Origin of the sequence: Chromobacterium paludis (assembly GCF_008275125.1) — a bacterium.
In the GTDB taxonomy this organism is placed as follows: domain Bacteria; phylum Pseudomonadota; class Gammaproteobacteria; order Burkholderiales; family Chromobacteriaceae; genus Chromobacterium; species Chromobacterium paludis.
This window is the reverse complement of record NZ_CP043473.1, coordinates 1,048,066-1,068,822: the sequence shown is the minus strand read 5'-3', so window position 1 is coordinate 1,068,822 and position 20,757 is coordinate 1,048,066. Positions and strand designations below refer to the sequence as shown.

Sequence of the window (20,757 nt, the reverse complement as noted above, 5' to 3'; positions counted from 1 at the left end):
GGAATACGCATTTTATTTCTTTGCGTTTGCAATACATTACGGATAAGTTCAAGCCAATCGCCATCCCTATCGACTATGCGGAGGATTGCCCCATGAAGCTGGAAACGCTCGCCGTCCACGCCGGCTACAGCCCGGACCCCACCACCAAGGCCGTGGCGGTGCCCTTGTATCAAACCACCAGCTACGCCTTCGACAGCACCCAGCACGGGGCGGACTTGTTCGATCTCAAGGTGCAGGGCAATATCTACACCCGCATCATGAACCCCACGACCGACGTGCTGGAGAAAAGGCTGGCGGCGCTGGAGGGCGGCATAGGCGCGCTGGCGGTGGCGTCGGGCATGGCCGCCATCGCCTACGCCATCCAGACCATCGCGGAGACCGGCGACAACATCATCGCCACCCGCACCTTGTACGGCGGCACCTATAACTTGTTCGCGCATACCTTCCCGCAGCTAGGCATAGAAGTGCGCTTCGTCGACTACAAAGACCCGGCCGCGATAGCCGGCCTGGTGGACGCGCGCACCAAAGCCGTGTTCTGCGAGTCGATCGGCAACCCGCTGGGCAATGTGGTGGACTTCGCCGCCTTCGCAGAAGAAGCGCACAAACATAGCCTGCCGCTGATCGTCGACAACACCGTGCCTTCGCCCTATCTGTGCCGGCCGTTCGAGCATGGCGCCGACATCGTGGTGCACAGCCTGACCAAATACCTGGGCGGCCACGGCAACAGCATAGGCGGCGCCATCGTCGATTCCGGCAAGTTTCCATGGGGACAACACCAGGCGCGCTTCAAGCGACTGAACGAGCCGGACGTCAGCTACCACGGCGTCAACTACGTGGAAGCGCTGGGCGAGGCCGCCTACATCGCCCGCGCCCGGGTGGTGCCGCTGCGCAATATGGGCGCGGCGCTGTCGCCGTTCAACGCCTTTCTGATCCTGCAGGGCATAGAGACGCTGGCGCTGCGCATGGACCGCATCTGCGACAACGCCTTGACAGCGGCGCGCTTCCTGCAAGCCAGTCCGGCGGTGGAATGGGTGGAATACGCCGCCCTGCCGGACCACCCCAGCAAGCCCCTGGCCGACCGCTACCTCGGCGGCCGCGCCTCCGGCATCCTGTCCTTCGGCATCCGGGGTGGCGCGGAGGCTGGCGGCCGCTTCATCGACGCCTTGCAACTGGTGACGCGGCTGGTCAATATCGGCGATGCCAAGTCCTTGGCCTGCCACCCCGCCACCACCACCCATCGCCAACTGTCGCCGGAGGAGCAGCTGCAGGCCGGCGTGCGGCCGGAGCTGGTGCGGCTGTCGATCGGCATCGAGCATATCGACGACATCCTGGCGGATATCAGCCAGGCGCTGAAAGCGGCGGCGCAATAAATAACAAGGGCCGCATCGCGCGGCCCTCGCTCTCCATCTATGCGCTATCCTGCCTTGCCGGCGCCGCGGCCGCGCTGGCTGAGCGGCGGCCCCGGCTCATGCGGGGCAGGCTCCTCTGTAGCCGGCAAGGGCTGCGGCAAACTCATCCGCGACAACCACGGCAGCGGCGTCAGGCCGCCGCTGACCTGCGCCTTGACATTCTGGCAGCTGATGCAGACTGGCGTGCCGTTGCGCTGCTTCAAGGCCGCATCCACGCGCTGGCCGTACAGCGCCACCTGATGCTGATGCTGCCAGGCCAGCAAGGTATCGGCCAGGTACGGCATGGACGGATCGTCCTGCTTGTAGTGATTGCGATAAACCGTCAGCCACAGCTGGCCGGCCTCGTCCTCGTTTAGCAGTATGGTTTGATACGCCACGGTGACGGCGTCACCGCGGCTGACCGTGTTGGCCAGCGCCAGCGCATCGTCGTTGCGCAGGCGCACGCAGCCGTGGCTGCGAAAACCGGGCACGGACGCCGGCGCGTTGGTGCCATGAAAACCCAGCCCCAGCTTGCTTTCGCCAAAGCGCACGAACACCGGCCCCAGGGGGTTGTTGGGCCCCGGCGGCACCACGGTCTGCACCTCCTTGCCGCTGCGCCGCATTTCATCCTGGATGGACTTGGGCACATGCCAGCTGGGGTCGCGGTAAATGCCGGTGATGTCGAAACTGCCTATCGGCGTCTGCGTCAGCATCTTGCCCACCGCCACCGGGAAGATGCGCTTCAGCTTGCCGTCCTCATATAGGAACAACCGCGCCTGCGGCAAATTCAGCACCAAGTGGCGGCCCATCGGATTGATCTCAACATCCGGCACCGGCATGATCGCCGCCACAACCGGAAGGGACAGCGCCCAGCCCAGCATCAGCGGCCAAAACCACTTGCGCATACTGCTTACATCCTTGCTCTGCTTCATGAGGCGATTCTAACAGAAAGCGTTTGCGCCACGGGATTGTAAAAAAACCAGCACGCCCCGGCGATTTTTGAGAAAATCCGCCCCTTACCGTTTGATTTTGCAAGCAAGACGATGACGCACCCACAGACTATTGCCCTGGTCGAATCGCTGGATCACGAAGGCCGGGGGGTCGCCCACGTTGACGGCAAGACCATCTTCATCGATGGCGCCCTGCCCTACGAAAAAGTTATCTACAGCAGCTACCGCAAGAAGCCCAGCTACGAAAACGCCCAGACCAGCGCCGTATTGAAGGAAAGCTTCATGCGCGCCAATCCGCGCTGCCCGCACTACGGCGTATGCGGCGGCTGTTCCATGCAGCACGTGGAATTCACCGCCCAGGTGGCGATCAAGCAGCGCGTGCTGGAAGACAACCTCAAGCGCATCGGCAAGGTCAAGGCCGAGCGCGTGCTCACGCCCATCGCCGGACCGGCCTGGCACTACCGCCATCGCGCCCGCCTGTCCGCCCGCATGGTGGCCAAGAAGGGCGGCGTGCTGGTGGGCTTCCACGAGAAAAGCTCCAGCTATATCGCCGAGATGCGCGAGTGCCACATTCTGCCCCAGCACATCTCCAACCTGATCATGCCGCTGCGCGAAATGATCGCCAAGCTGTCCATCAGCCAGCGCATGCCGCAGGTGGAAGTGGCCGTGGGCGACAAGGTCGACATCCTGGTGTTCCGCAATATGGACGACATCACCGATGCCGACTTCGCCATCCTGAAGGCCTTCTCCGACCAGCACGGCTCGGCTGAGCGCCCGCTGCAGATCTGGCTGCAGCCCAAGGGCCCGGACACCTGCTATCCCATCTATCCGCTGGACGCGCCCAAGCTGAGCTACAGCATGCCCGAGTACGCGGTGGAGATGCCCTACTACCCCACCGAATTCACCCAGGTGAACCCGCAGATCAACGCGGTGATGGTGGCACGCGCGCTGAAATTCCTGGACCCGCAGCCGGGCGAACGCATCGCCGACATGTTCTGCGGCATCGGCAACTTCACCCTGCCCATCGCCCGCTCCGGCGCCGTGGTGCACGGCATGGAAGGCAGCCAGGCGCTGGTCAAGCGCGCGGTGGAAAACGCCACCCACAATCAGCTGCAGGACCGCGTCACTTACGAGATGGCCAACCTGTTTGAGGTGACCGAGGAATCGTTCGCGTCCCTGGGCCAGTTCGACAAGATGCTGGTGGACCCGCCGCGCGACGGCGCGGTGCAGCTCTTGAAGGCCATCACCGAGGAAACCGCGCCCAAGCGCATCGTCTACGTGTCCTGCAACCCGGCCACGCTGGCGCGCGACGCCGGCATCCTGGTCAACACCAAGGGCTACACGCTGAAAGCGGCCGGCATCATCAATATGTTCCCGCACACCGCGCACGTGGAGTCCGTGGCCTGGTTCGAAAAGACCAGCCCGTGCAAGACGCGCAAGGAAGTCGAGGAAATCGAGGCGATCGAAGCCGCCGAGCGCGAAGCCGCCAAGGCCGCGCGCCTGGCCGAGGAAAACGCCGAGAAGGCGCGCAAGGCCCAGGAAGCGGCCGAACGCGCCGCCGCCAAGGAAGCCCGCCGCGCGCATTACTTCGCGGAAAAAGCCCGCCGCGAGCCCGAGTCCGACCCGTCGTCTCAAACGTGAAATGCAGCCCGGCTTTGACCCATGGGTCAAACCGGGCTAAATTATCTTCACCTAAAGACAGATTGTTTGATCTAAAGAAAAGTTTTCCGCCTCACTTCAGCGCATTGTGCACACACCGAAACCGCCCACCCATCGGGCATGGCGGCAAGGGGTGGCGCTGAACCGGTCCGTCCGGAATGGCACCCCCAATAACAATGGGCATCGCCGGCCCTGCCGGCAGCTTGCCTTGCTCGTAACTTGCCCCGTCTACGGGAAACCCAAAAGCGACACTTATCATGCATATCGTTCAATTCCTGATCGGCCTGGTTGTGGTACTGGCCCTGACGCAACTGGTCGCGCGCGACCGGAAGAACATCAAGATCCGCTCCGTCATCCAGCTGCTGGTGGTCGAGATCGCCTTGGCCTTCTTCCTGCTGAACACCCCCTATGGCCTGGCCATCGTCGGCAGCATCTCCAGCGTCTTCACCAAGTTGATGGACTTTGCCAAGGATGGCACCGACTTCGCCTTCGGCGGCATCCTGAACAAGGGCGAATTCAGCTTCTTCCTGCTGGTGCTGATGCCCATCGTGTTCATCTCCGTGCTGATCGGCATCCTGCAGCACATCCGCGTGCTGCCGGTGGTGATCCGCGCCGTGGGCTTCGTGCTGTCCAAGGTCAGCGGCATGGGCAAGATCGAGTCCTTCAACGCCATCAGCTCGATGATGGTGGGCCAGTCCGAGAACTTCATCGCCTACAAGAACATCATCCACACCTTCGACGAAAAACGCATGTACACGCTGGCCGCCACCGCCATGTCCACCGTGTCCATGTCCATCGTCGGCTCCTATATGCAGATGATTGAGCCGCGCTTTGTGGTGACCGCGCTGGTGCTCAACCTGTTCAGCACCTTCGTCATCCTGTCGCTGATCAATCCCTATGACAGCGCCCTGGGCGACGACGAGCTGATCAGCAGCGAGGCGCATCGCGTGTCCTTCTTTGAAATGCTGGGCGAGTACATCCTGACCGGCTTCAAGATCGCCGTGATCGTGGCCGCCATGCTGGTGGGTTTCATCGCCCTGATTTCCTGCGTCAACTTCATCTTCACCGCCATCTTCGGCATCAACTTCCAGACCATGCTGGGCTATGTGTTCTGGCCGTTCGCCTGGCTGATGGGCGTGCCGACGCACGAAGCGCTGACCGCCAGCAGCATCATGGCCACCAAGCTGGTGACCAATGAATTCGTCGCCATGCTGGAACTGAAGAATCAAGCCGCGCACCTGTCCAGCTACACCCGCGGCGTGCTGTCCATCTTCCTGGTGTCCTTCGCCAACTTCAGCTCCATCGGCATCATCGCCGGCGCGGTGAAGGGCCTGAACGAAGAGCGCGGCAATATGGTGTCCCGTTTCGGCCTGAAGCTGGTTTACGGCTCCTCCCTGGTCAGCATCCTGTCCGCGCTGATCGCCGGCCTGGTCCTGGCCACCTACTAAGCCACGCCGCCCATCCGGGCACCGCACGGCCAAGACAAGCCGCCCGCCTCCGCGGGCGGTTTTGTTTTGTTTCGCGCTGACGCATAATGGCCGCCTAAACCACACGGAAACTCCCCATGTCGCACAAGCCGCTCAGCGAACAAGACTACCAACGCCTGTCCTCCACCCTGGCGCGCTTCACCGGCCAGGGCTGCATGAATCTGGAGCAGCTGGACGGCTTCTTCGCCGCGCTGCTGGCCGGCCCGGAAGCCATCCGTCCGGCGGAATGCCTGCCCATCATCCTGGGCGAAGCCTTCGACGACGAGGCCTCTTTTCCCAGCGAGAAGTCGCTGGAGCAGTTCGTTTCCCTGCTGCGCGGTCACTGGCAAGACATCGCCAACGCCTTGCGCGACGGCGAATTCCAGCCCTGGCTGGAAGCGGACGCCGCCGGCGAGGTCCGCGGCAACGACTGGTGCGAAGGCTTCGTATCCGGCATGGAGCTGCTGAATGACGACTGGGGGCTGCTGTTCGACTCGCCCGACAACGCGCCGCTGCTGGAAGCCATCATGGCGCTAGGCTTCGAGCGCCACCCGGACGCCGAGATGCGCCCCTTCGTCGACGGCATCTCCGCCGAAACGCGCGCCGAATTGCTGGCCGCCCTCTCCCCGTCCGTGCACGGCATCCACGATTTCTTCGCCGCCATCCGCCGCCAGCTGGAGCAGGAAGAGCAGGACTCGGAGCCGCATCCGCGTCATTGACATTCCCGCCACGGTAAACCGAAAAGCGAGGCCGCGCGTTAACATCAAGTTAACCATCGCCAGGCCAGCCGACCTGCCTTGATGCGCCGGCAGCCTTCCTCCATTTGCAAGGGGTATTCATGAATCCAATCGAAGCCTTGCTGTTCGCCGTGATCCAGGGCGTCAGCGAACTGTTTCCGGTCAGCAGCCTGGGGCACGGCGTGCTGATTCCGGACTGGCTGCACTGGTCCATCAACCGCACCCACCCAGACTTCCTGCCCTTCATGGTCATGCTGCACTTGGGCACCGCCGCCGCGCTGCTGATCTATTTCCGCCGCGACTGGATAGAGCTGATTGGCGGCTGGCTGAAGGCCGGCGGCCGCGCCAGCAACCCGCACGCGCGCCTGATGTGGCTGGTGATCGCCGGCACGATTCCGGCCGGCCTGTTGGGCCTCTTGCTGGAAAAGCAGCTGCGCGCGCTGTTCACCAGCAGCACCGCAGTGCTGGTCTTCCTGACGCTGAACGGCCTGCTGCTGCTGCTGGGCGACCGCATGAAGAAAAAAACCGCCTCGCACGACCTGTCCCAACTCAGCTTCGCCGGCGCGTTCAAGATCGGCGCCGGCCAGGCGCTGGCGCTGCTGCCGGGCTTCTCCCGCTCCGGCGCCACCCTGGTGAGCGGCCTGGCCCATGGTCTCGATTACGCCTCCTCCGCCCGCTTCTCCTTCCTGCTGGCCACGCCCATCATCACCGCGGCGGGCGTGCTGGAAATCCCCAAGCTGGCCCACCACGGCCAGGGCTCCGTCCAATGGGGCCTGTTGCTGGCCTGCGGCGCGGTGGCGGGACTCTGCGCCTATGCCAGCACCTGGTTTCTGATGCGCTACTTCAAGAAGACGGAAATCGAGTCGCTGCGCCCCTTCGGCTTTTACTGCCTGCTGGTCGGCATCGCCGGCCTGATTGCAAAAATGCTTTAATCGTCTGGACTTACGCCGACAATCCTATAGAATATCGATAGACAGTAATTCTACTTATTGAATTCTGGCTCACGCCAGACTAATGCCATCAGTGGCAATCCCCCCTGCCCGGCTCCACACGCGTGGATCCGGGCTGCGGCTTTTTGGAATCACTGTCCCGGAGGCAAAACCGACCTCCCTCACCTCAATTATTTTTGGAAGCATGAGCTTGGAAGACCGAAACAAGACTGATCGCCTGCCCAATGACTTGGCCAGGCGCGCCACTGCCATCATTGAATTGCCCGACGGCGTCCTCGTCACCGCCAGCCGCGGCGGGCGCTACAACCTGCCTGGCGGCAAAGCCAACCGCGGCGAACTGCGCTCCCAGGCCCTGATCCGCGAGATCCGCGAGGAAACCGGCCTGCGCATCAACTCCATGCTGTACCTGTTCGACCACATCACGCCCTTCAACGCGCACAAGGTCTACCTGTGCATCGCCCAGGGCCAGCCCAAACCGCAGAACGAAATCGAGCGCATCGCCCTGGTGTCGTCGCCGGACACCGACATGGACCTGTTCGTCGAAGGCCGCGCCATCCTGCGCCGCTACGCCCGGCTGCGCAACGAGGAAACCGCCAAGGGCCAGGCCCTGCGCGCCATGCTGGGCTTGGCGCGCTACATCGCCAAGGTGGACTGAAGCCCGTCCCTTGGAACAAAAAAAGACACGCCGCGGCGTGTCTTTTTTCATGCCGGCGCATGCTGGCTATTTGGCGATCGCCGCGGCGCCGCCGCTGGCCACGCCCTTCTCCTGCATCATGGCCACCATGTCGGCCGGCAATTCCACCCAACCCAGGGCATTCGCCAGGGACAAGGTAGCCGCCAACAGCACCAGCGCCAAGGGCGCAAACAGCACCACGCCGGCCAGCACGCGCAGCTTGGACACGCCCGACACAGTGGACAAGGCATTCACCAGCACCACCAAGCCCACCAGCGACAGCAACATATCCACGCCCGCCGCCACATCCTCCGGCAGCCAGCTGGTCAAGGGCTCGATGAACTGCAGGCCGCTGGCCACCACCACCAGGCCGAACAAAGAACCCGCCACCTCCCCCTTGCCCAGACGCAGCCAGAAGGTGATGAAACGGGTGAAGAACCAGGTTTCCAGCCAGGTGAACAGCACCATATAGGCAATGCGTCCGGCGATATTGCCGCCCAGCTCCGCCGTGCCGCCGCTGGAAATCAGGCCCAGCACGGTCAGCAACAGGGCCGGCTGCCACAAGGGATACTGATAGGCGGCCAGCGGCTTCACCCGCAGGCGCAACAGGTCGAATACATCATCAATCAGCAGGCGCATCACGGTCTCAGTCAAAAACCACGGTCTTGTTGCTGTAAGACAGCACGCGATTATCCAGATGCCAGCGCACAGCGCGGGACAATACCACCTTCTCCAGGTCGCGGCCCTTCTCCACCAGATCCTCCACCATGTCGCGGTGAGAAATGCGAGTGACTTCCTGCTCGATGATCGGCCCCTCGTCCAGATCCTCGGTCACATAGTGGCTGGTGGCGCCGATCAGCTTGACGCCGCGCGCGAAGGCGCGGTGATAGGGCTTGGCGCCGTCGAAAGCCGGCAGGAAGCTGTGGTGGATGTTGATGACGCGGTCCGGGTAACGCTTAACGAACTCGCCGGACAGGATCTGCATATAGCGCGCCAACACGATGAAATCGACGCCGGCCTCCTCCAGCAGACGGAACTGTTCGGCCTCGGCTTCCGCCTTATTGTCCTTGGTGACCGGGATCACATGGAAGGGGATGCCGTTGAACTCCACCAGGCGGCGGCAGGTTTCGTGATTGGAAATCACCAGCGGGATGTCGCAACCCAGCTCGCCGATGCGCCAGCGGTGCATCAGGTCCACCAGGCAGTGCTCGTATTGAGAGACGAAGATGGCCATGCGCGGCTTGCGCGTGGACAGCGACACCTTCCAGTTCATGCCATGCTCGTCGGCGATGGGCTGGAAAGCGGCCGCAAAGCTGTCCATCGGCAGGGTAAAGCCGTCCAGATCCCATTGCACGCGCATCAGGAACAGGTTTTCACTGGTGTCCTGATGCTGATCCGCATGCATGATGTTGGCGTTGTAGGTCATCAGGAAGTTGGCGATGGCCGCTACCAGGCCTTTCTTGTCCGGCGCGCTGATCAGCAGCGTGGCCGAGTGTTTGTCGTGACTCATCGGTAAATCCGCATTCATTCGTAAATTAGTTTTACGTAATACTAAAACAGCGGCGCGCGGCTGTCTGCAAAACAAAAATCGCCACAGCCCGGCTGCACCGGCCGCTGTGGCGAACGTGCTCTGGCCCGCCGCGCGCGGCGGACTGGCTCAGGCGTTCAGATTGGCGGAATCCAGGGTATTCTGCAAGAGGGTGGCGATGGTCATCGGTCCCACTCCGCCGGGGACCGGCGTGATGTAGCCCGCGCGCTCGCTGGCGGCGGCGAACTCGACGTCGCCGCACAGCTTGCCGTTATCGAGGCGGTTGACGCCGACGTCGATCACCACTGCGCCCGGCTTGATCCACTCACCCTTGACGAAGTTGGGAATGCCCACGCCCACCACCAGGATGTCGGCGGCGGCCACTTCGGCTTCCAGATTCTTGGTCGCGCTGTGGCACACCGTGACCGTGGCGCGCGCCATCAGCATTTCCAGCGCCTGCGGACGGCCCACGATATTGGACGCGCCGACGATCACCACTTTCTGCCCCTTGGGGTCGATGCCGTACTCTTCCAGCAGCGTCATCACGCCGCGCGGCGTGCACGGCCGCATCAGCGGCATCTTGATGACCAGGCGGCCGACATTATAAGGATGGAAACCGTCCACGTCCTTTTTCGGATCAATGCGTTCGATTACCGTCTGCGGATCAATCTGCTTGGGCAGCGGCAATTGCACCAGAATGCCGTCTATGCCGTCGTCGGCATTCAACCGGTCGATAATTTCCAGCAATTGCTGCTGGCTGGTTTCTGCCGGCAATTCATGCGACACCGAACGCACGCCCGCCTTTTCGCAGCCTTTTTTCTTGGCGCCGACATACACCGCGGAAGCCGGATCATTGCCCACCAGCACCACAGCTAGCGCCGGCGCGCGCTTGCCCTGCGCCAAACGCGCCTCCACGCCCGCCTTTACCTTGCCAACCAAACGCTCCGCCACCGCCTTGCCGTCAATCAATTGCGCCGTCATGCCTGAATCCCATCTTGATGCAGAAAAATAACGGGCGCTATTGTCGCACTAATTGCGCAGTGCAGTAAGAGCGGCGCCATGGTTTATTTTTCTTAAGATCAAGATATATAAAGAGAAAAATTCCACCCTTGCCAAACCCTGCAAAACTGCGCCAAAACGAGACGAAATTATTTGCATGAAGCCGTTGACAGCCCAAGGCCTCATCCGTATAGTTGCGGTCTCTGTTCGGGGCGTAGCGCAGCCTGGTAGCGCACCTGATTTGGGATCAGGGGGTCGCGAGTTCGAATCCCGCCGCCCCGACCAGACACAAGCAGCCCGATAGAGCGCCCGTAGCTCAACCGGATAGAGCACCGGCCTTCTAAGCCGGGGGTTACAGGTTCGATTCCTGTCGGGCGCGCCAAATGCTTGTAGACATGCAGTGCCCAGTGGTGGATGTAGCTCAGTTGGTAGAGTCCCGGATTGTGATTCCGGCTGTCGTGGGTTCGAGTCCCATCATCCACCCCACAATTTGCCTGATTGCGGCATGTCCGCAGTCTTACCGTTTCGGCGGTGGATGTAGCTCAGTTGGTAGAGTCCCGGATTGTGATTCCGGCTGTCGTGGGTTCGAGTCCCATCATCCACCCCAAAAATTAGCCAGACTGCGGCATCGACGCGGTCTCACTGCTTCGGCGGTGGATGTAGCTCAGTTGGTAGAGTCCCGGATTGTGATTCCGGCTGTCGTGGGTTCGAGTCCCATCATCCACCCCAAAATTAAAAAGCCCGGCCTCGCGTCGGGCTTTTTCACATTCCAGCCCTCCAATTACAGATTCGCGACAAAAATATTCAAGTTCGGTGCTTGCCCGAATAGTGAAGCTCCGTATAATCGAATACATTTGCATGTATCCGATTGACTGACAGATAACGACTCCCACCATGACAACCCTGCAGCCGATCAAGCGCCAGACGCTTACCAGCGCCGTCACCGAATCCTTGCGCCGCCGCATCCTGTCCGGCGAGTTCGCCGACGGCCAACAATTGCGCCAAGAGGCGCTGTCCCACGAATACGGCGTCAGCCGGGTGCCGGTGCGCGAAGCGCTGCGCCAGCTGGAGGCGGAAGGACTGATCCAGATCATCGACCACAAGGGCGCCCTGGTGTCCAAGCTGTCGCTGGAAGACATTCTCGAGCTGTTGGAAGTCCGCGCCATGCTGGAGTGCTCGCTGCTCAAGGCCGCCATTCCCTGCCAGACCTCGGCCGATCTGGACGCGGCGCAGCAAACCTTGCGCGAGTTCGAAGTGGCGCTGCGCAATAACGACGTGCGCCACTGGGGCGAGATCAACTCGCGCTACCACCTGGCGCTGTATCGCGCCGCGCGCCGCCCCAACACGCTGGCGCTGATCGAGCAGCTGCACAACAAGACCGACCGCTACACCCGGATGCAGATCCTGTTCACCCGCACCATGGAGCGCGCGCACGAGGAGCACACCCGCCTGCTGGAGCTGTGCCGCCAGGGCAAGGCCGACGAGGCGGCAGAATTCCTGCGCTTCCACATCCTGTCCGCCGGCCACGCGCTGGAAAGCTATTTGAAGGGCCAGCAAGCCAATCACTGAGGCCCGCCCGCCACGGATCCCGTCTTGAGCCGGCGCCCTGGCGCAGCCCGGCTAAGCCTTGCCGTGCCGCCAACGCTCGGCGGCGCGCCTGAGCGCGTCGGCCAGGTACAGGCAGGCCGGCCCGGCCGATGACGGCTCCGCCAGCACCAGGTACAAGGATGCCTTGCGCACCGCGCCGCTCACCAGCGGCAGGGGCTTGAGGCTGCCCTCCAGCAACTGCCGCGCTACGCGGTGCCGCGCCAGCCAGCCGAAGGCCAAGCCCGCCTCCACCATGGCGATGCCGGTTTCGGGCTGCGTCACGGTCCAGCGCTGATGCGCGCCCAGCCAGCCCTCGTCGCGCGGTTGGCGAATGCCGGAATCGCGCAGCACCACCTGCACCTCGCCGCGCAGCTGCGAGCCATCCAGCTCGCCTCCCTGCTCATGCAGCCTATGCCCCGGCGCGGCGCAGGCCACAAACTCGGCGTCCAGCAGCCAGTCGCCCAAAAAACCCTGCGGCACCCGGCTGGCGACGGCCAAGGCGGCATCGCCCTGATACAGCGCGTCGTCCGCGCCCGACATCACCACCTCGTGCAGCTGCAGCCGCGTCTCGCGGCAATGGCCGGCGAAATCGCCGCAGGCAGCCAGCATCACCTCCGCCGGCAACAAGCTATCCAGCGCCACTTTCAACTCCGGCTCCCAGCCTCGTCCCAGGCTGCCGGCTCGACGCTCCAGCTTTTCGGCACCGCGCAGCAACTCCGCCGCCTCGCGCAGCAGCACCGCGCCCTCGGGCGTCAGCTTCATGCGCCGTCCCTCGGGCCGCAACAGCTCCACCCCCAGCTGCTCGCGCAGCCGCGCCATCATATAGCTGACGGAAGACTGACTGCGGTGCAAACGCTCCGCCGCCTGGGCGAAACCGCCCTCCTCCACAATGGCCTGCAACACCTGCCACTGCTCCAGCGTGGTTCTTGGCCCTGCCATATATTTGATTTTCAGATGAATAAAAGCTGAATTTTGCGCTTTTCCATCTGTTTTTTCACTGTAAAAATGACGGTATTGAACTTTAGCCAAGGAAAAACCATGCGAGGCGTGAGCAGAAAAGTGGAACAAGTGGTCAGCGGCCGCGAAGTCTCGGACGGGGCCGGCGTGCGTCTGCAACGCGTGCTGAGCCAATCGCTGCAGCGTCGGCTGGACCCTTTCCTGATGCTGGACGAATTCCGTTCCGACAACCCGGACGACTACATCGCCGGCTTCCCCAGCCACCCGCATCGCGGCTTCGAAACCGTGACCTATATGCTGGACGGCCGCATGCGCCACCGCGACAACGCCGGCAACGAGGGCCTGCTCGGGCCAGGCGGCATGCAGTGGATGACTGCCGGCCGCGGCATCGTGCATTCGGAGATTCCGGAGCAGCAGGACGGACTGATGCACGGCTTCCAGCTGTGGATCAACCTGCCGGCCGACGACAAAATGGCCGCGCCGGGCTATCGCGACATCCAGGCCGCCGACATTCCCAGCTGGCAAGACGAGACGGGCAATACGCTGAAACTGCTGGCCGGCCAATTGAACGGCAAGCGCGGCGCCATCGAGCGCCCGGTTACCGAGCCGCTCTATCTGGACCTCGCTCTGCCGGCCGGCAACAGCCTGTGGCTGCCGCTGCCGGCCGGGCACCACGCCTTTCTCTACCTGTACCAGGGCGCGATCCAGGCCGCCGACAGCGTGGTCGGCGCGCGCCAGCTGGCGGTGCTGGACAATGACGGCGACGGCGTGTCGATCAGCAATGGCAGCGAGGAAAGCCGGTTGCTGGTACTGGCAGCCAAGCCGTTGCGCGAAGCCATCGTGCAGTGGGGGCCTTTTGTGATGAATACCCGCGAGCAAATCCAGCAGGCGATAGAGGATTACAGCGAAGGCCGCTTCTGACTGCGAGCCATCCCAACAAAAACGGCAGCCCAAGGCTGCCGTTTCTCATTGCCGGGCGGAACCCGCCGTTTAGCCGCCGGACTTGACCTCGCCGCTCACCGTCTGCGCCTGCTGGTCAATGCCGACATGCAGCAGCGGCGCCTTGCCGGACGTCACATCCTTGACCGCCTGCTGGATGATGGCCGCCGGCGTGCCATCCAGCTTGACGCCGCCGGCGCCGCTGTAGCGATTGGTCTGGATGGCGCTGGTTTCCACCTTGGCGTCGCCCAGGCTCACCTTGCCGGCGCTGGATGCGATCTGGCCGCCGGCCAGCTCCACTTTGCCGCCCACCGCCAGATTGACGCCCTGCGCGCCGCTGATGGCGCTGACGCTGCCCACGCTGTTGTCGGTCTTGACGCTGACGTCGATCACGCCCGACACCTGGGTGCCCTTGTCCTGCGGGTTCAGCAGCTTGTCCTTCAAGGTGTTGCCGCCCTTGCGCAAGGCGCTGTCCACCACCCCGGACTTGGCCTCGCCGCTGGTCGGCTGCGCCGGCAGCGCCACGCTGCCGCCGTTCGCATCCTTGCTGAACGCCACCGGCTGGGTAGTGTCTTCCTTGAGGCCGTTCTTGAAGGTGAAGCTGTTGTACTTATCCTCCACTTTGTCGGCGGCCTTGTTCACCGCCTCGGTCGCCTTTTCCTTCACCTTGCCGGACAGCGGGCCGGCCAGATTGGCCGCCTGATCCACCAGGCTGGGGTTCTTGGCGTTGGAGCTGTTGACGTTCAGACCCACTTCGACATGAGTGCTGTTGTCGCGATCCTGCTGGCTCTGCACCACCACCTTGCCGCCGACGCTGCCTTCCACCTTGCCGCCGGCGATATTGCCGCCAGCCAGCGTCAGTTGGCCATCGGTCTTGATATTGACCTGATCGCCCTTGACCGTGGCATTGGCGTTGGCAAGCTTGTCCTGTTGATCCACCTTGACGTTGAAGCCGCCATTCGCCTGATAGGTCTTGGTTTCGCCGTCGGCCTTTGGCTGGCCGTTTTCCTTGGCCACACTGTTGTTGCCGCCGCCGCCCAGGTTGGCGCCGGCACTCCAGTCATGCTTCTGGCTGCTGTTCTGCGCCGATTGCAGGCTGACGCCGCCATTATCCGTCGTCAGATTCACCGTCTTGCCCGACAGCTGGCTGCCTTGCAGCGCAACCGCGTTATTGCCGGTGGCGCCGGCGCTGACGCTCAAGGCGCCGCCGCTCGCCACCTGCGCGCCGGTCTGGCTGGCGCTGACTTCGTTCTGGCTGGACAGCTGCACGCCGCCGCCCACGTTGAAGCCTTTGGCCGATGCCTCCTTGCCATTGCTGTTGCTGCCGCCGGCATTGACGTTGAAACCCCAGCCGCTGCCGGTTTTGCTGTCGCTGCCGGTCGCAGCCTGCAGGCTGACCTTGCCGTCGGACTTCAACGTGACGTCGCCGCCGCTCTGCAGACTGCCGCCTTGCACCGTGAGGCCATTGCCCGAGCTCAGCGCGATGCCGCCTGCCGATTGCACCGAGCCGACGACGGCCTGGCTGCTGGCTGCCTGGCTTTGCTGATTGCTCACCGCCAGATTGCCGCTGCCGCCCGCCTTGCCGCCGCCCTCGACCGGACTGGTCACCACGCTCAGGCCGGCCGTCACGCCCACCGCATGCTGCTGGCTGCTGCTGGAGTTGTCAGCCTGGGTCAGCGCCAGCTTGCCGCCCGCCTGGATGCCCACCTGGCCGCTGCCGCCGTTGATGGCCGCGCCCTGGTAGCCGGCGTCATTGCTCACCTGAATGCTCACGCCGCCGGCGGATTGGATGGAGCCGGTCACCGCCTGGCTCCCCGCGCTCTGGCTGTGGCTGTAGCTGCCCTGGCCGCTGCCCTTCACGTTCACATCCTCGCCGGTAGCGGTATAGACGCGCACGGTGGCGCCGCCCTCGCTGGTTTGGCTGCTCTGGCTCTGGGTATTGGCCGCCGCCGTCATCTGGTGGCTGTCAGCGCGGATGCTGACTTGGCCTTGCGTCGCCTGGTACTGGGTGGCCTGATCCTTCAGCGCGCCGCCGGCCGTGACATTGACCGACGCCCCGGCAATGCTGGTGGCCTGCGCGGCGCTGCTCTGGCTTTGCGATTTGGCGCTGCCGCCCGTGGCGCTGACGTCCACGCCCAGATTGGGTCCGCCCAACTGGCCGGCCTGAGCCGCCGCGCCGGCCACATCGCCCTTGGCCACGCTGGTTCCGGCGTTGACCAACGGACGGGTGACGCCGCTGTACTCCGCGTTGACGCCCACATCCACGCCCCAATGGCTGCTGGTCTGCTGGGTGGATTGTTGATTCACGGCCGCCTGATTGCTGACGTCGCCCGCGGCGATATTCACCGCGCCGCCGGACTGGATCTGGCTGCCCTGGTTCTGCACGCCGCCCATGCCGTTGCCGGCGGTGATGTCCAGCTTGCCGCCGGTCTTCACTTCGGTCGTCTGGGCGGCGCTGCCGTCGCTGACGGCGCGGTTGCTGTTCTGGCCGAACTCGATGCCGGCGCCGGCCTTGTCCAGTCCGCCGGTCAGGTACAGGCCGCCGCCGGTCACGGTGGTGGCCTTGTCGCTGTGGCTTGTGTTCTGCGCCGCGTTCAGGCTGACGTTCTGGCCGCTGAGGCTGGCGTCGCCCGCGCTCTCCAGCTTGGATCCCGTCAGCGTCAGATCATTGCCGGCCGCCAGCTTGACGCTGCCGCCGGACAGCTGCGATCCGGTCTGGCTGGTCTGGTCCAGTTGCTGGTCCGTGCTGGTATGTTCCAGCCGCACGCCGCCGCGGTATTGCTTGTCGCCGGTTTCGGCGCCGACGCCGCGCAGCGCCAGCTGGGTGTCGCTGGATTGGCTGTGGGTTTCCGCCGCTTGGCTGGCCACCTGGATGTCGCCCACGGCCTGGATATCCAGCGCCTGCGCCGCCTTGACCAGGCTGCCGGTCACCGCCACGTCGCCGGCGGAAATCAGCTGCAAATCCGCATCGGACTTCAGCGCCGAGCCGACCGCGGTCTGCTGGCTGCTGCTGCCCTTGCTGGAGCTATTGGTGATATTGAAAACCGTGCCGGTGCGCTGATCCGTGCGCGTCTGCGTCAGGTCCAGCGCGCTGTCTATCACCACGCCGCCGGACTGGGTCTTGGCATACGCGCCCTGCGCGCCCTTGGCCTGGCTGCCGTTGATGGCGATGCCGGCGTCGCCGTTGAGGAACAGCTTGCCGCCGGCATTCACCGCGCTGCCGGTATTGAGGGTGGCGCTGCTGCTATTGTTCTGGCTGCCGCCGCCGCCAATGCCGCCCCAGTAGGTCTTGCCGTTCTGCACGCTGCTGTTGTTGGCGCTGGTCTGCGTCGCCAGCGTGGTCTTGCCCTGGGCGGACAGGATGGCGTCGCCGCCTGCCTGCAGCACAGCGGCCTGGGCGTTGATGTCGCCGCTGGCGCTCACGCCCAGCGCGTTGCCGGCGCGCAGTTGCGCCTGCACCAGCCGCTGTTGGCTGCTGCGATTGTTCCAGCTACCGGTTTCCAGCGCCGCGCCGTCGTTCTTGCGGTTTCCGACATCGCTGCGGGTATCGGTTTCGATCAGCGAGGACAATTGAACGCCGCCCACGGCGTTCAGTTTGAGGTTGTTGCCGGCCTGGACGCTGGCGCCGGCGATAGCGATGTCGCCGCCGGTGCTGGAAATGTCCGCGTCGTGGCCAGCCTTGATGCGCGCCACCGATTGCTCCTGGGTGGCGCTGCTTTTGTCTTGGTTGTAGGACCAGGAATTCTTCCAGGCGTGGTCGCTGCTGCTGGCCTGGCTCTCGGCCAATTGGCCATCCAGATTCACGCTGCCGGCTGTCAACTTCACATCCTGGCCCTGGATGTCGGCCGCGCCCACATGGGCGTTGCCGCTGGCGCGGATCGACACCTCATCGCCTTGCAGAGATGCGCGCTTGACGCTGGCGTCTGTCTTGCTGGACGTGCTGTTGCTTTCGCCGGTTTTCCAGATAAACCAGCTTTCGTCATGCTTGCTGTCGCCCGTGGTTTCGCTGTCCACACGGCCGGAGATGTCCACGCTGGCGCCGCTCAGCGCCAGCTGCTTGCCCTTGAGCTGGGCGGCCTGCACCGCCAGCGCGCCGGCGGAGCTGACCGTCAACGCATCGCCGCCGTTGAGGTTGCCGCCCACGTTGACGCCGGCGCCGGCCGCGGTGCTGACGATATGGATGCGGCCCGCCTGCATCGCGCCCAGGAAATAGCTGTCCAGCTTGCCCACGCCGTCCGGCGCGGCGGCGGTGGCAGTGATCTGGCCGCTGGCGTAATCCACGGTATTGAAGCCGGCGCGCGCGCGGATGGCGTCCGCGGCGGAAACATTGGCCCGGATATCGAGGCGCGGCGCGATCAGGTCCAGCACGCTCGCGCCGGACGCGCCGCCGCCATTGATGCTGAGCGCGTTGCCGTTATTGGCGGCCTGCAGCGAGCCGATGGCGCCGTTTTGCAGATTGGCGTTGCCCACCACCAGGGAGGCGCGGGGGATGTTGATGAAGCCGCAGCCGTTGCAGGCGATGCCGTTGGGGTTGGCCAGCACATAGTCTGCGGCCTTGCCGAACACTTCCTGTTTGCCCAGCAACAGCGAGGGATTGCGGCTGACCACTTCGTTCAGGATCACGCTGGCCTGGCTGCCGCCTAGCTGGGCATTGGCGCCCAGCTGGCCCGCCAGCTGCGATTGGCCCGCCTGCAAGGAATTGTTGAACACCGCGCCGGGCTTGCCGACGTTGAAGTCCTGATATTGATTGACCGACACGCCGCCGGCCGTGGGCGCGGTGATATTGATCACCTGCGCGCCGTTGCCCGCGGTGGAAACCTGAGGCTGCTGGCCATTGCCGCCGGCCGCCACGATGCCGCCAGCCTGGACGGCTTCGGCCAACACGAAGGCCAGCGTCAGCGCCGCCGCCACTTTGCCGCTCACGGACAGATCGAATTTGCTTTTTTTCATCATCATCCCCTCGACCAGGTTTACATGGCCGCGACGCCTGGGCCGCGACGCATTCAAACAACTGTTTAGTTTGCAATCTAAGGGACTTTTTAAATCAAATCAATTGAAATACAAATTCACAATCCTATTTCATTACTTTTCCTCGCATTTACAACACCTCCTCACCACTGCCAGTTCAGCCGCGCAAACAGGATATGCCCCTCGGCCACCCAGCCTTGCGGCTTGCGCAGTGGCCGGCTGTAGTCCAGATCCAGCGTCCAGTCGCCCCGCGCCAGACCCAAGCCGGCCGCCATCCCTGCGATGTCTTGCCAGGCCTCGCTGCTGCCGCGCTGCAGCACCCGCCCGCCATCCAGCCCCAGGCGCGGAGTCAGGACAAATCCCGCCACTGCCCCGCGTCGCGACAGGGTATTGCGCCAGTACCAGCCGGTCTCGCTGGCCAGCGCGTTATTACGAAACCCGCGCACCGCGCCGCTATCGGCAACGTCCATCTGCTCCACCCCCGGCAAATGGCTGCGGCTGGCCTGGCCGGCCAAGGTCGTCTGCCACTGGTAAGGCCCGCCCGGCCAGGACAGCGCCATCCCCCAGCTTGCGCTGAATCTGATCTTGAGGAACTGCGGGTCCGGCGCGTCCGGAATGCGCGCATCCCGCCCATCCGCGCCCAATCCGCGCAAGCCGCGCTGCACGCCGCCATCCAGCTGCAGCACGCCGCCAGGCATCAGACGCATCTGCGACAGGCCCAGCTCCAGCACGGTCAGGCTGGGGCTGCTGATGGCCAGCTCCACATCCTGGAAACGATTGCGCACACGCTTTTGCGTCAGTTGCACATCGGCCGTCAGCACTTGGGACTGGTCGCGCGACAACACGCGGTCCAGCCTCATCCCGCCCTGCACCGTGGTGCCGGACAGCTGCACCGTGCTATAGGCCAGGCTTTGCGGATTCAGGTAGTCGGAGCGGCTGGCGAAGACGCTGGCCGTCCAGTAGCCATAGGGCAAGGAATAGAACAGCGATTCGCTGCGACTGTGCCGAACGGCCGGATTGGCCGTCGTAGCCTGAGCCGACAGGCTCAGCATGTCGCTCCAGCCCGTCGGATTGTCCCAAGTCAGGCTGGCGCCGGCCAGCAGCCGGCCGGTGGACTCGCGTCCGGTATTGTCGAGCGACACGCCGCCGCTCAAGCGCCCATCCGGACGATTGCTCAGCTGCAGCACGGTATCCCCTACCGCCGCGCCGGGCAGCACGTCCACGGCGACATGATTGGAGCGCAGGCGGTTGGCCTGGTCCAGGCCCTGATCCAGATCATGCACGTTCAACGGCTTGCCCTGCATGTCCGGAAACAGGTTGCCTGGGCGCAAGCCTGGATCCTGGCTGAGGATGGCCGCCACCCGGCCCTCCTCCACGCTCAGGGTCAGCACGCCATGCGCATCCGGCCCCTCGGCCAGCACTCTGGCCGCGATATACCCTTTTTCGATGTAGCGCGCGGTCAGGGCGCGGCTGAAGCGGTTCAGCTCCGCCACATCCAGGCAGGCCCCGCTGGGCAGACCCAGCGCCGACACCTCTTGATGCGTCAGCAAGCGAATGCCCTTCAAGCGCAAGGCCGACACAGGCAGGCAGCGCCCCGCCTCAGGCTCGGCAGGCGTTTCCGCCTGCGCGCCGCTGCCGCCATGGCGCAGCTGGCGCAGCCTTTGCTGCTGGATCAATTCGTCGAAACGGCGATTGCTATCCTGCAGCAGGCGCCGCGCGTCATCATTGCCCAGCCGCGGGTCAGCCGGAGGCGCTTCCGCCCAGGATGACGAGAAACCGCATAAACAACCCATGGCGGCCAGCCAGTGCCAGACAGCGCGATTGCGCCGCCGTGGTTTCGGCGCGACGCCGCCGGTCGCGTTGAAATGGATCAAGTCAAGTCCTCATGCCCAAAAAATTGAAAATTGGACGTTTAATTCAAACAAAGATTAATCATATCGCAAGTTTCCCCTCCCG

15 protein-coding genes and 5 tRNA genes are annotated in these 20,757 nt (G+C 63.9%); 13 read left to right on the top strand and 7 right to left on the bottom strand.

Going from position 1 to position 20,757, the window contains the following annotated elements:
* Positions 1 to 92 precede the first annotated feature (92 nt).
* Complete coding sequence (locus tag FYK34_RS04840) at positions 93 to 1,370, top strand: O-acetylhomoserine aminocarboxypropyltransferase/cysteine synthase family protein (protein ID WP_149295311.1); 1,278 nt, start codon at positions 93 to 95, stop codon at positions 1,368 to 1,370.
* A gap of 44 nt (positions 1,371 to 1,414) precedes the next feature.
* Here the strand turns inward: FYK34_RS04840 and FYK34_RS04835 are convergent, their stop codons facing one another.
* Positions 1,415 to 2,293 (bottom strand): L,D-transpeptidase, encoded by an 879-nt coding sequence (locus FYK34_RS04835; protein WP_149295310.1) that lies wholly within the window; start codon positions 2,291 to 2,293, stop codon positions 1,415 to 1,417.
* 138 nt (positions 2,294 to 2,431) lie between these two features.
* Here FYK34_RS04835 and rlmD point away from each other — a divergent pair, with 138 nt between their 5' ends.
* The 5 genes from rlmD to FYK34_RS04810 all read left to right on the top strand — a co-directional run bounded on the left by rlmD (position 2,432) and on the right by FYK34_RS04810 (position 7,805).
* Complete coding sequence (rlmD, locus tag FYK34_RS04830; RefSeq protein WP_149295309.1) at positions 2,432 to 3,979, top strand: 23S rRNA (uracil(1939)-C(5))-methyltransferase RlmD; 1,548 nt, start codon at positions 2,432 to 2,434, stop codon at positions 3,977 to 3,979.
* A 275-nt stretch (positions 3,980 to 4,254) separates the two neighbouring features.
* A complete protein-coding gene (locus FYK34_RS04825; protein ID WP_149295308.1) occupies positions 4,255 to 5,445 on the top strand; it encodes a NupC/NupG family nucleoside CNT transporter in 1,191 nt (396 codons plus the stop codon).
* Positions 5,446 to 5,561: 116 nt separating this feature from the next.
* Positions 5,562 to 6,182: a YecA/YgfB family protein gene (locus tag FYK34_RS04820; protein WP_149295307.1), complete on the top strand. Its 621-nt coding sequence runs from the start codon at positions 5,562 to 5,564 to the stop codon at positions 6,180 to 6,182.
* A gap of 119 nt (positions 6,183 to 6,301) precedes the next feature.
* Positions 6,302 to 7,132: an undecaprenyl-diphosphate phosphatase gene (locus tag FYK34_RS04815; protein ID WP_149295306.1), complete on the top strand. Its 831-nt coding sequence runs from the start codon at positions 6,302 to 6,304 to the stop codon at positions 7,130 to 7,132.
* Positions 7,133 to 7,340: 208 nt separating this feature from the next.
* Positions 7,341 to 7,805 (top strand): NUDIX hydrolase, encoded by a 465-nt coding sequence (locus tag FYK34_RS04810; protein ID WP_407923594.1) that lies wholly within the window; start codon positions 7,341 to 7,343, stop codon positions 7,803 to 7,805.
* A 66-nt stretch (positions 7,806 to 7,871) separates the two neighbouring features.
* On the opposite strand, the gene FYK34_RS04805 is transcribed toward FYK34_RS04810, so the two are convergent.
* The 3 genes from FYK34_RS04805 to folD form a co-directional block, all read right to left on the bottom strand.
* Entirely contained in the window at positions 7,872 to 8,462 is a 591-nt protein-coding gene (locus FYK34_RS04805) for a hypothetical protein (protein WP_149295304.1), read from the bottom strand.
* Between the two features lie 7 nt (positions 8,463 to 8,469).
* Positions 8,470 to 9,333 carry a formyltetrahydrofolate deformylase gene (purU, locus tag FYK34_RS04800; protein ID WP_149295303.1) on the bottom strand — a complete coding sequence of 288 codons (864 nt, stop codon included), beginning with the start codon at positions 9,331 to 9,333 and terminating at the stop codon, positions 8,470 to 8,472.
* Positions 9,334 to 9,480: 147 nt separating this feature from the next.
* On the bottom strand, positions 9,481 to 10,332 hold the full coding sequence (gene folD, locus FYK34_RS04795) for a bifunctional methylenetetrahydrofolate dehydrogenase/methenyltetrahydrofolate cyclohydrolase FolD (protein WP_149295302.1): 852 nt from the start codon (positions 10,330 to 10,332) through the stop codon (positions 9,481 to 9,483).
* Between the two features lie 226 nt (positions 10,333 to 10,558).
* Between folD and FYK34_RS04790 the strand changes: the two genes are divergently transcribed.
* The 6 genes from FYK34_RS04790 to FYK34_RS04765 all read left to right on the top strand — a co-directional run bounded on the left by FYK34_RS04790 (position 10,559) and on the right by FYK34_RS04765 (position 11,919).
* Positions 10,559 to 10,635, top strand: a tRNA-Pro gene (locus FYK34_RS04790).
* 20 nt (positions 10,636 to 10,655) lie between these two features.
* A tRNA-Arg gene (locus FYK34_RS04785) sits at positions 10,656 to 10,732 on the top strand.
* A gap of 28 nt (positions 10,733 to 10,760) precedes the next feature.
* A tRNA-His gene (locus FYK34_RS04780) sits at positions 10,761 to 10,836 on the top strand.
* Between the two features lie 45 nt (positions 10,837 to 10,881).
* A tRNA-His gene (locus tag FYK34_RS04775) sits at positions 10,882 to 10,957 on the top strand.
* A 46-nt stretch (positions 10,958 to 11,003) separates the two neighbouring features.
* Positions 11,004 to 11,079, top strand: a tRNA-His gene (locus tag FYK34_RS04770).
* 165 nt (positions 11,080 to 11,244) lie between these two features.
* Positions 11,245 to 11,919 (top strand): GntR family transcriptional regulator, encoded by a 675-nt coding sequence (locus FYK34_RS04765; protein ID WP_149295301.1) that lies wholly within the window; start codon positions 11,245 to 11,247, stop codon positions 11,917 to 11,919.
* Positions 11,920 to 11,970: 51 nt separating this feature from the next.
* Here the strand turns inward: FYK34_RS04765 and FYK34_RS04760 are convergent, their stop codons facing one another.
* The gene (locus tag FYK34_RS04760; RefSeq protein WP_149295300.1) at positions 11,971 to 12,876 is read right to left on the bottom strand and encodes a LysR family transcriptional regulator; all 906 of its coding nucleotides are present in this window, start codon (positions 12,874 to 12,876) and stop codon (positions 11,971 to 11,973) included.
* A gap of 99 nt (positions 12,877 to 12,975) precedes the next feature.
* On the opposite strand from FYK34_RS04760, the gene FYK34_RS04755 reads away from it, so the two are divergent.
* On the top strand, positions 12,976 to 13,815 hold the full coding sequence (locus FYK34_RS04755) for a pirin family protein (RefSeq protein ID WP_149295299.1): 840 nt from the start codon (positions 12,976 to 12,978) through the stop codon (positions 13,813 to 13,815).
* A gap of 69 nt (positions 13,816 to 13,884) precedes the next feature.
* Here FYK34_RS04755 and FYK34_RS04750 read toward each other — a convergent pair whose 3' ends face one another.
* Positions 13,885 to 18,783, bottom strand: a complete 4,899-nt coding sequence (locus FYK34_RS04750; protein ID WP_168209645.1) for a hemagglutinin repeat-containing protein — start codon at positions 18,781 to 18,783, stop codon at positions 13,885 to 13,887.
* A 161-nt stretch (positions 18,784 to 18,944) separates the two neighbouring features.
* Entirely contained in the window at positions 18,945 to 20,675 is a 1,731-nt protein-coding gene (locus tag FYK34_RS04745) for a ShlB/FhaC/HecB family hemolysin secretion/activation protein (RefSeq protein WP_149295297.1), read from the bottom strand.
* Positions 20,676 to 20,757: the final 82 nt, after the last annotated feature.

Excerpts from the sequence above, each read along its gene's own strand:
- FYK34_RS04840 (WP_149295311.1), top strand. The coding sequence starts at position 93 with ATGAAGCTGGAAACGCTCGCCGTCCACGCCGGCTACAGCCCGGACCCC.
- FYK34_RS04835 (WP_149295310.1), bottom strand. The coding sequence starts at position 2,293 with ATGCGCAAGTGGTTTTGGCCGCTGATGCTGGGCTGGGCGCTGTCCCTT.
- rlmD (WP_149295309.1), top strand. The coding sequence starts at position 2,432 with ATGACGCACCCACAGACTATTGCCCTGGTCGAATCGCTGGATCACGAA.
- FYK34_RS04825 (WP_149295308.1), top strand. The coding sequence starts at position 4,255 with ATGCATATCGTTCAATTCCTGATCGGCCTGGTTGTGGTACTGGCCCTG.
- FYK34_RS04820 (WP_149295307.1), top strand. The coding sequence starts at position 5,562 with ATGTCGCACAAGCCGCTCAGCGAACAAGACTACCAACGCCTGTCCTCC.
- FYK34_RS04815 (WP_149295306.1), top strand. The coding sequence starts at position 6,302 with ATGAATCCAATCGAAGCCTTGCTGTTCGCCGTGATCCAGGGCGTCAGC.
- FYK34_RS04805 (WP_149295304.1), bottom strand. The coding sequence starts at position 8,462 with ATGCGCCTGCTGATTGATGATGTATTCGACCTGTTGCGCCTGCGGGTG.
- purU (WP_149295303.1), bottom strand. The coding sequence starts at position 9,333 with ATGAGTCACGACAAACACTCGGCCACGCTGCTGATCAGCGCGCCGGAC.
- folD (WP_149295302.1), bottom strand. The coding sequence starts at position 10,332 with ATGACGGCGCAATTGATTGACGGCAAGGCGGTGGCGGAGCGTTTGGTT.
- FYK34_RS04765 (WP_149295301.1), top strand. The coding sequence starts at position 11,245 with ATGACAACCCTGCAGCCGATCAAGCGCCAGACGCTTACCAGCGCCGTC.
- FYK34_RS04760 (WP_149295300.1), bottom strand. The coding sequence starts at position 12,876 with ATGGCAGGGCCAAGAACCACGCTGGAGCAGTGGCAGGTGTTGCAGGCC.
- FYK34_RS04755 (WP_149295299.1), top strand. The coding sequence starts at position 12,976 with ATGCGAGGCGTGAGCAGAAAAGTGGAACAAGTGGTCAGCGGCCGCGAA.
- FYK34_RS04750 (WP_168209645.1), bottom strand. The coding sequence starts at position 18,783 with ATGAAAAAAAGCAAATTCGATCTGTCCGTGAGCGGCAAAGTGGCGGCG.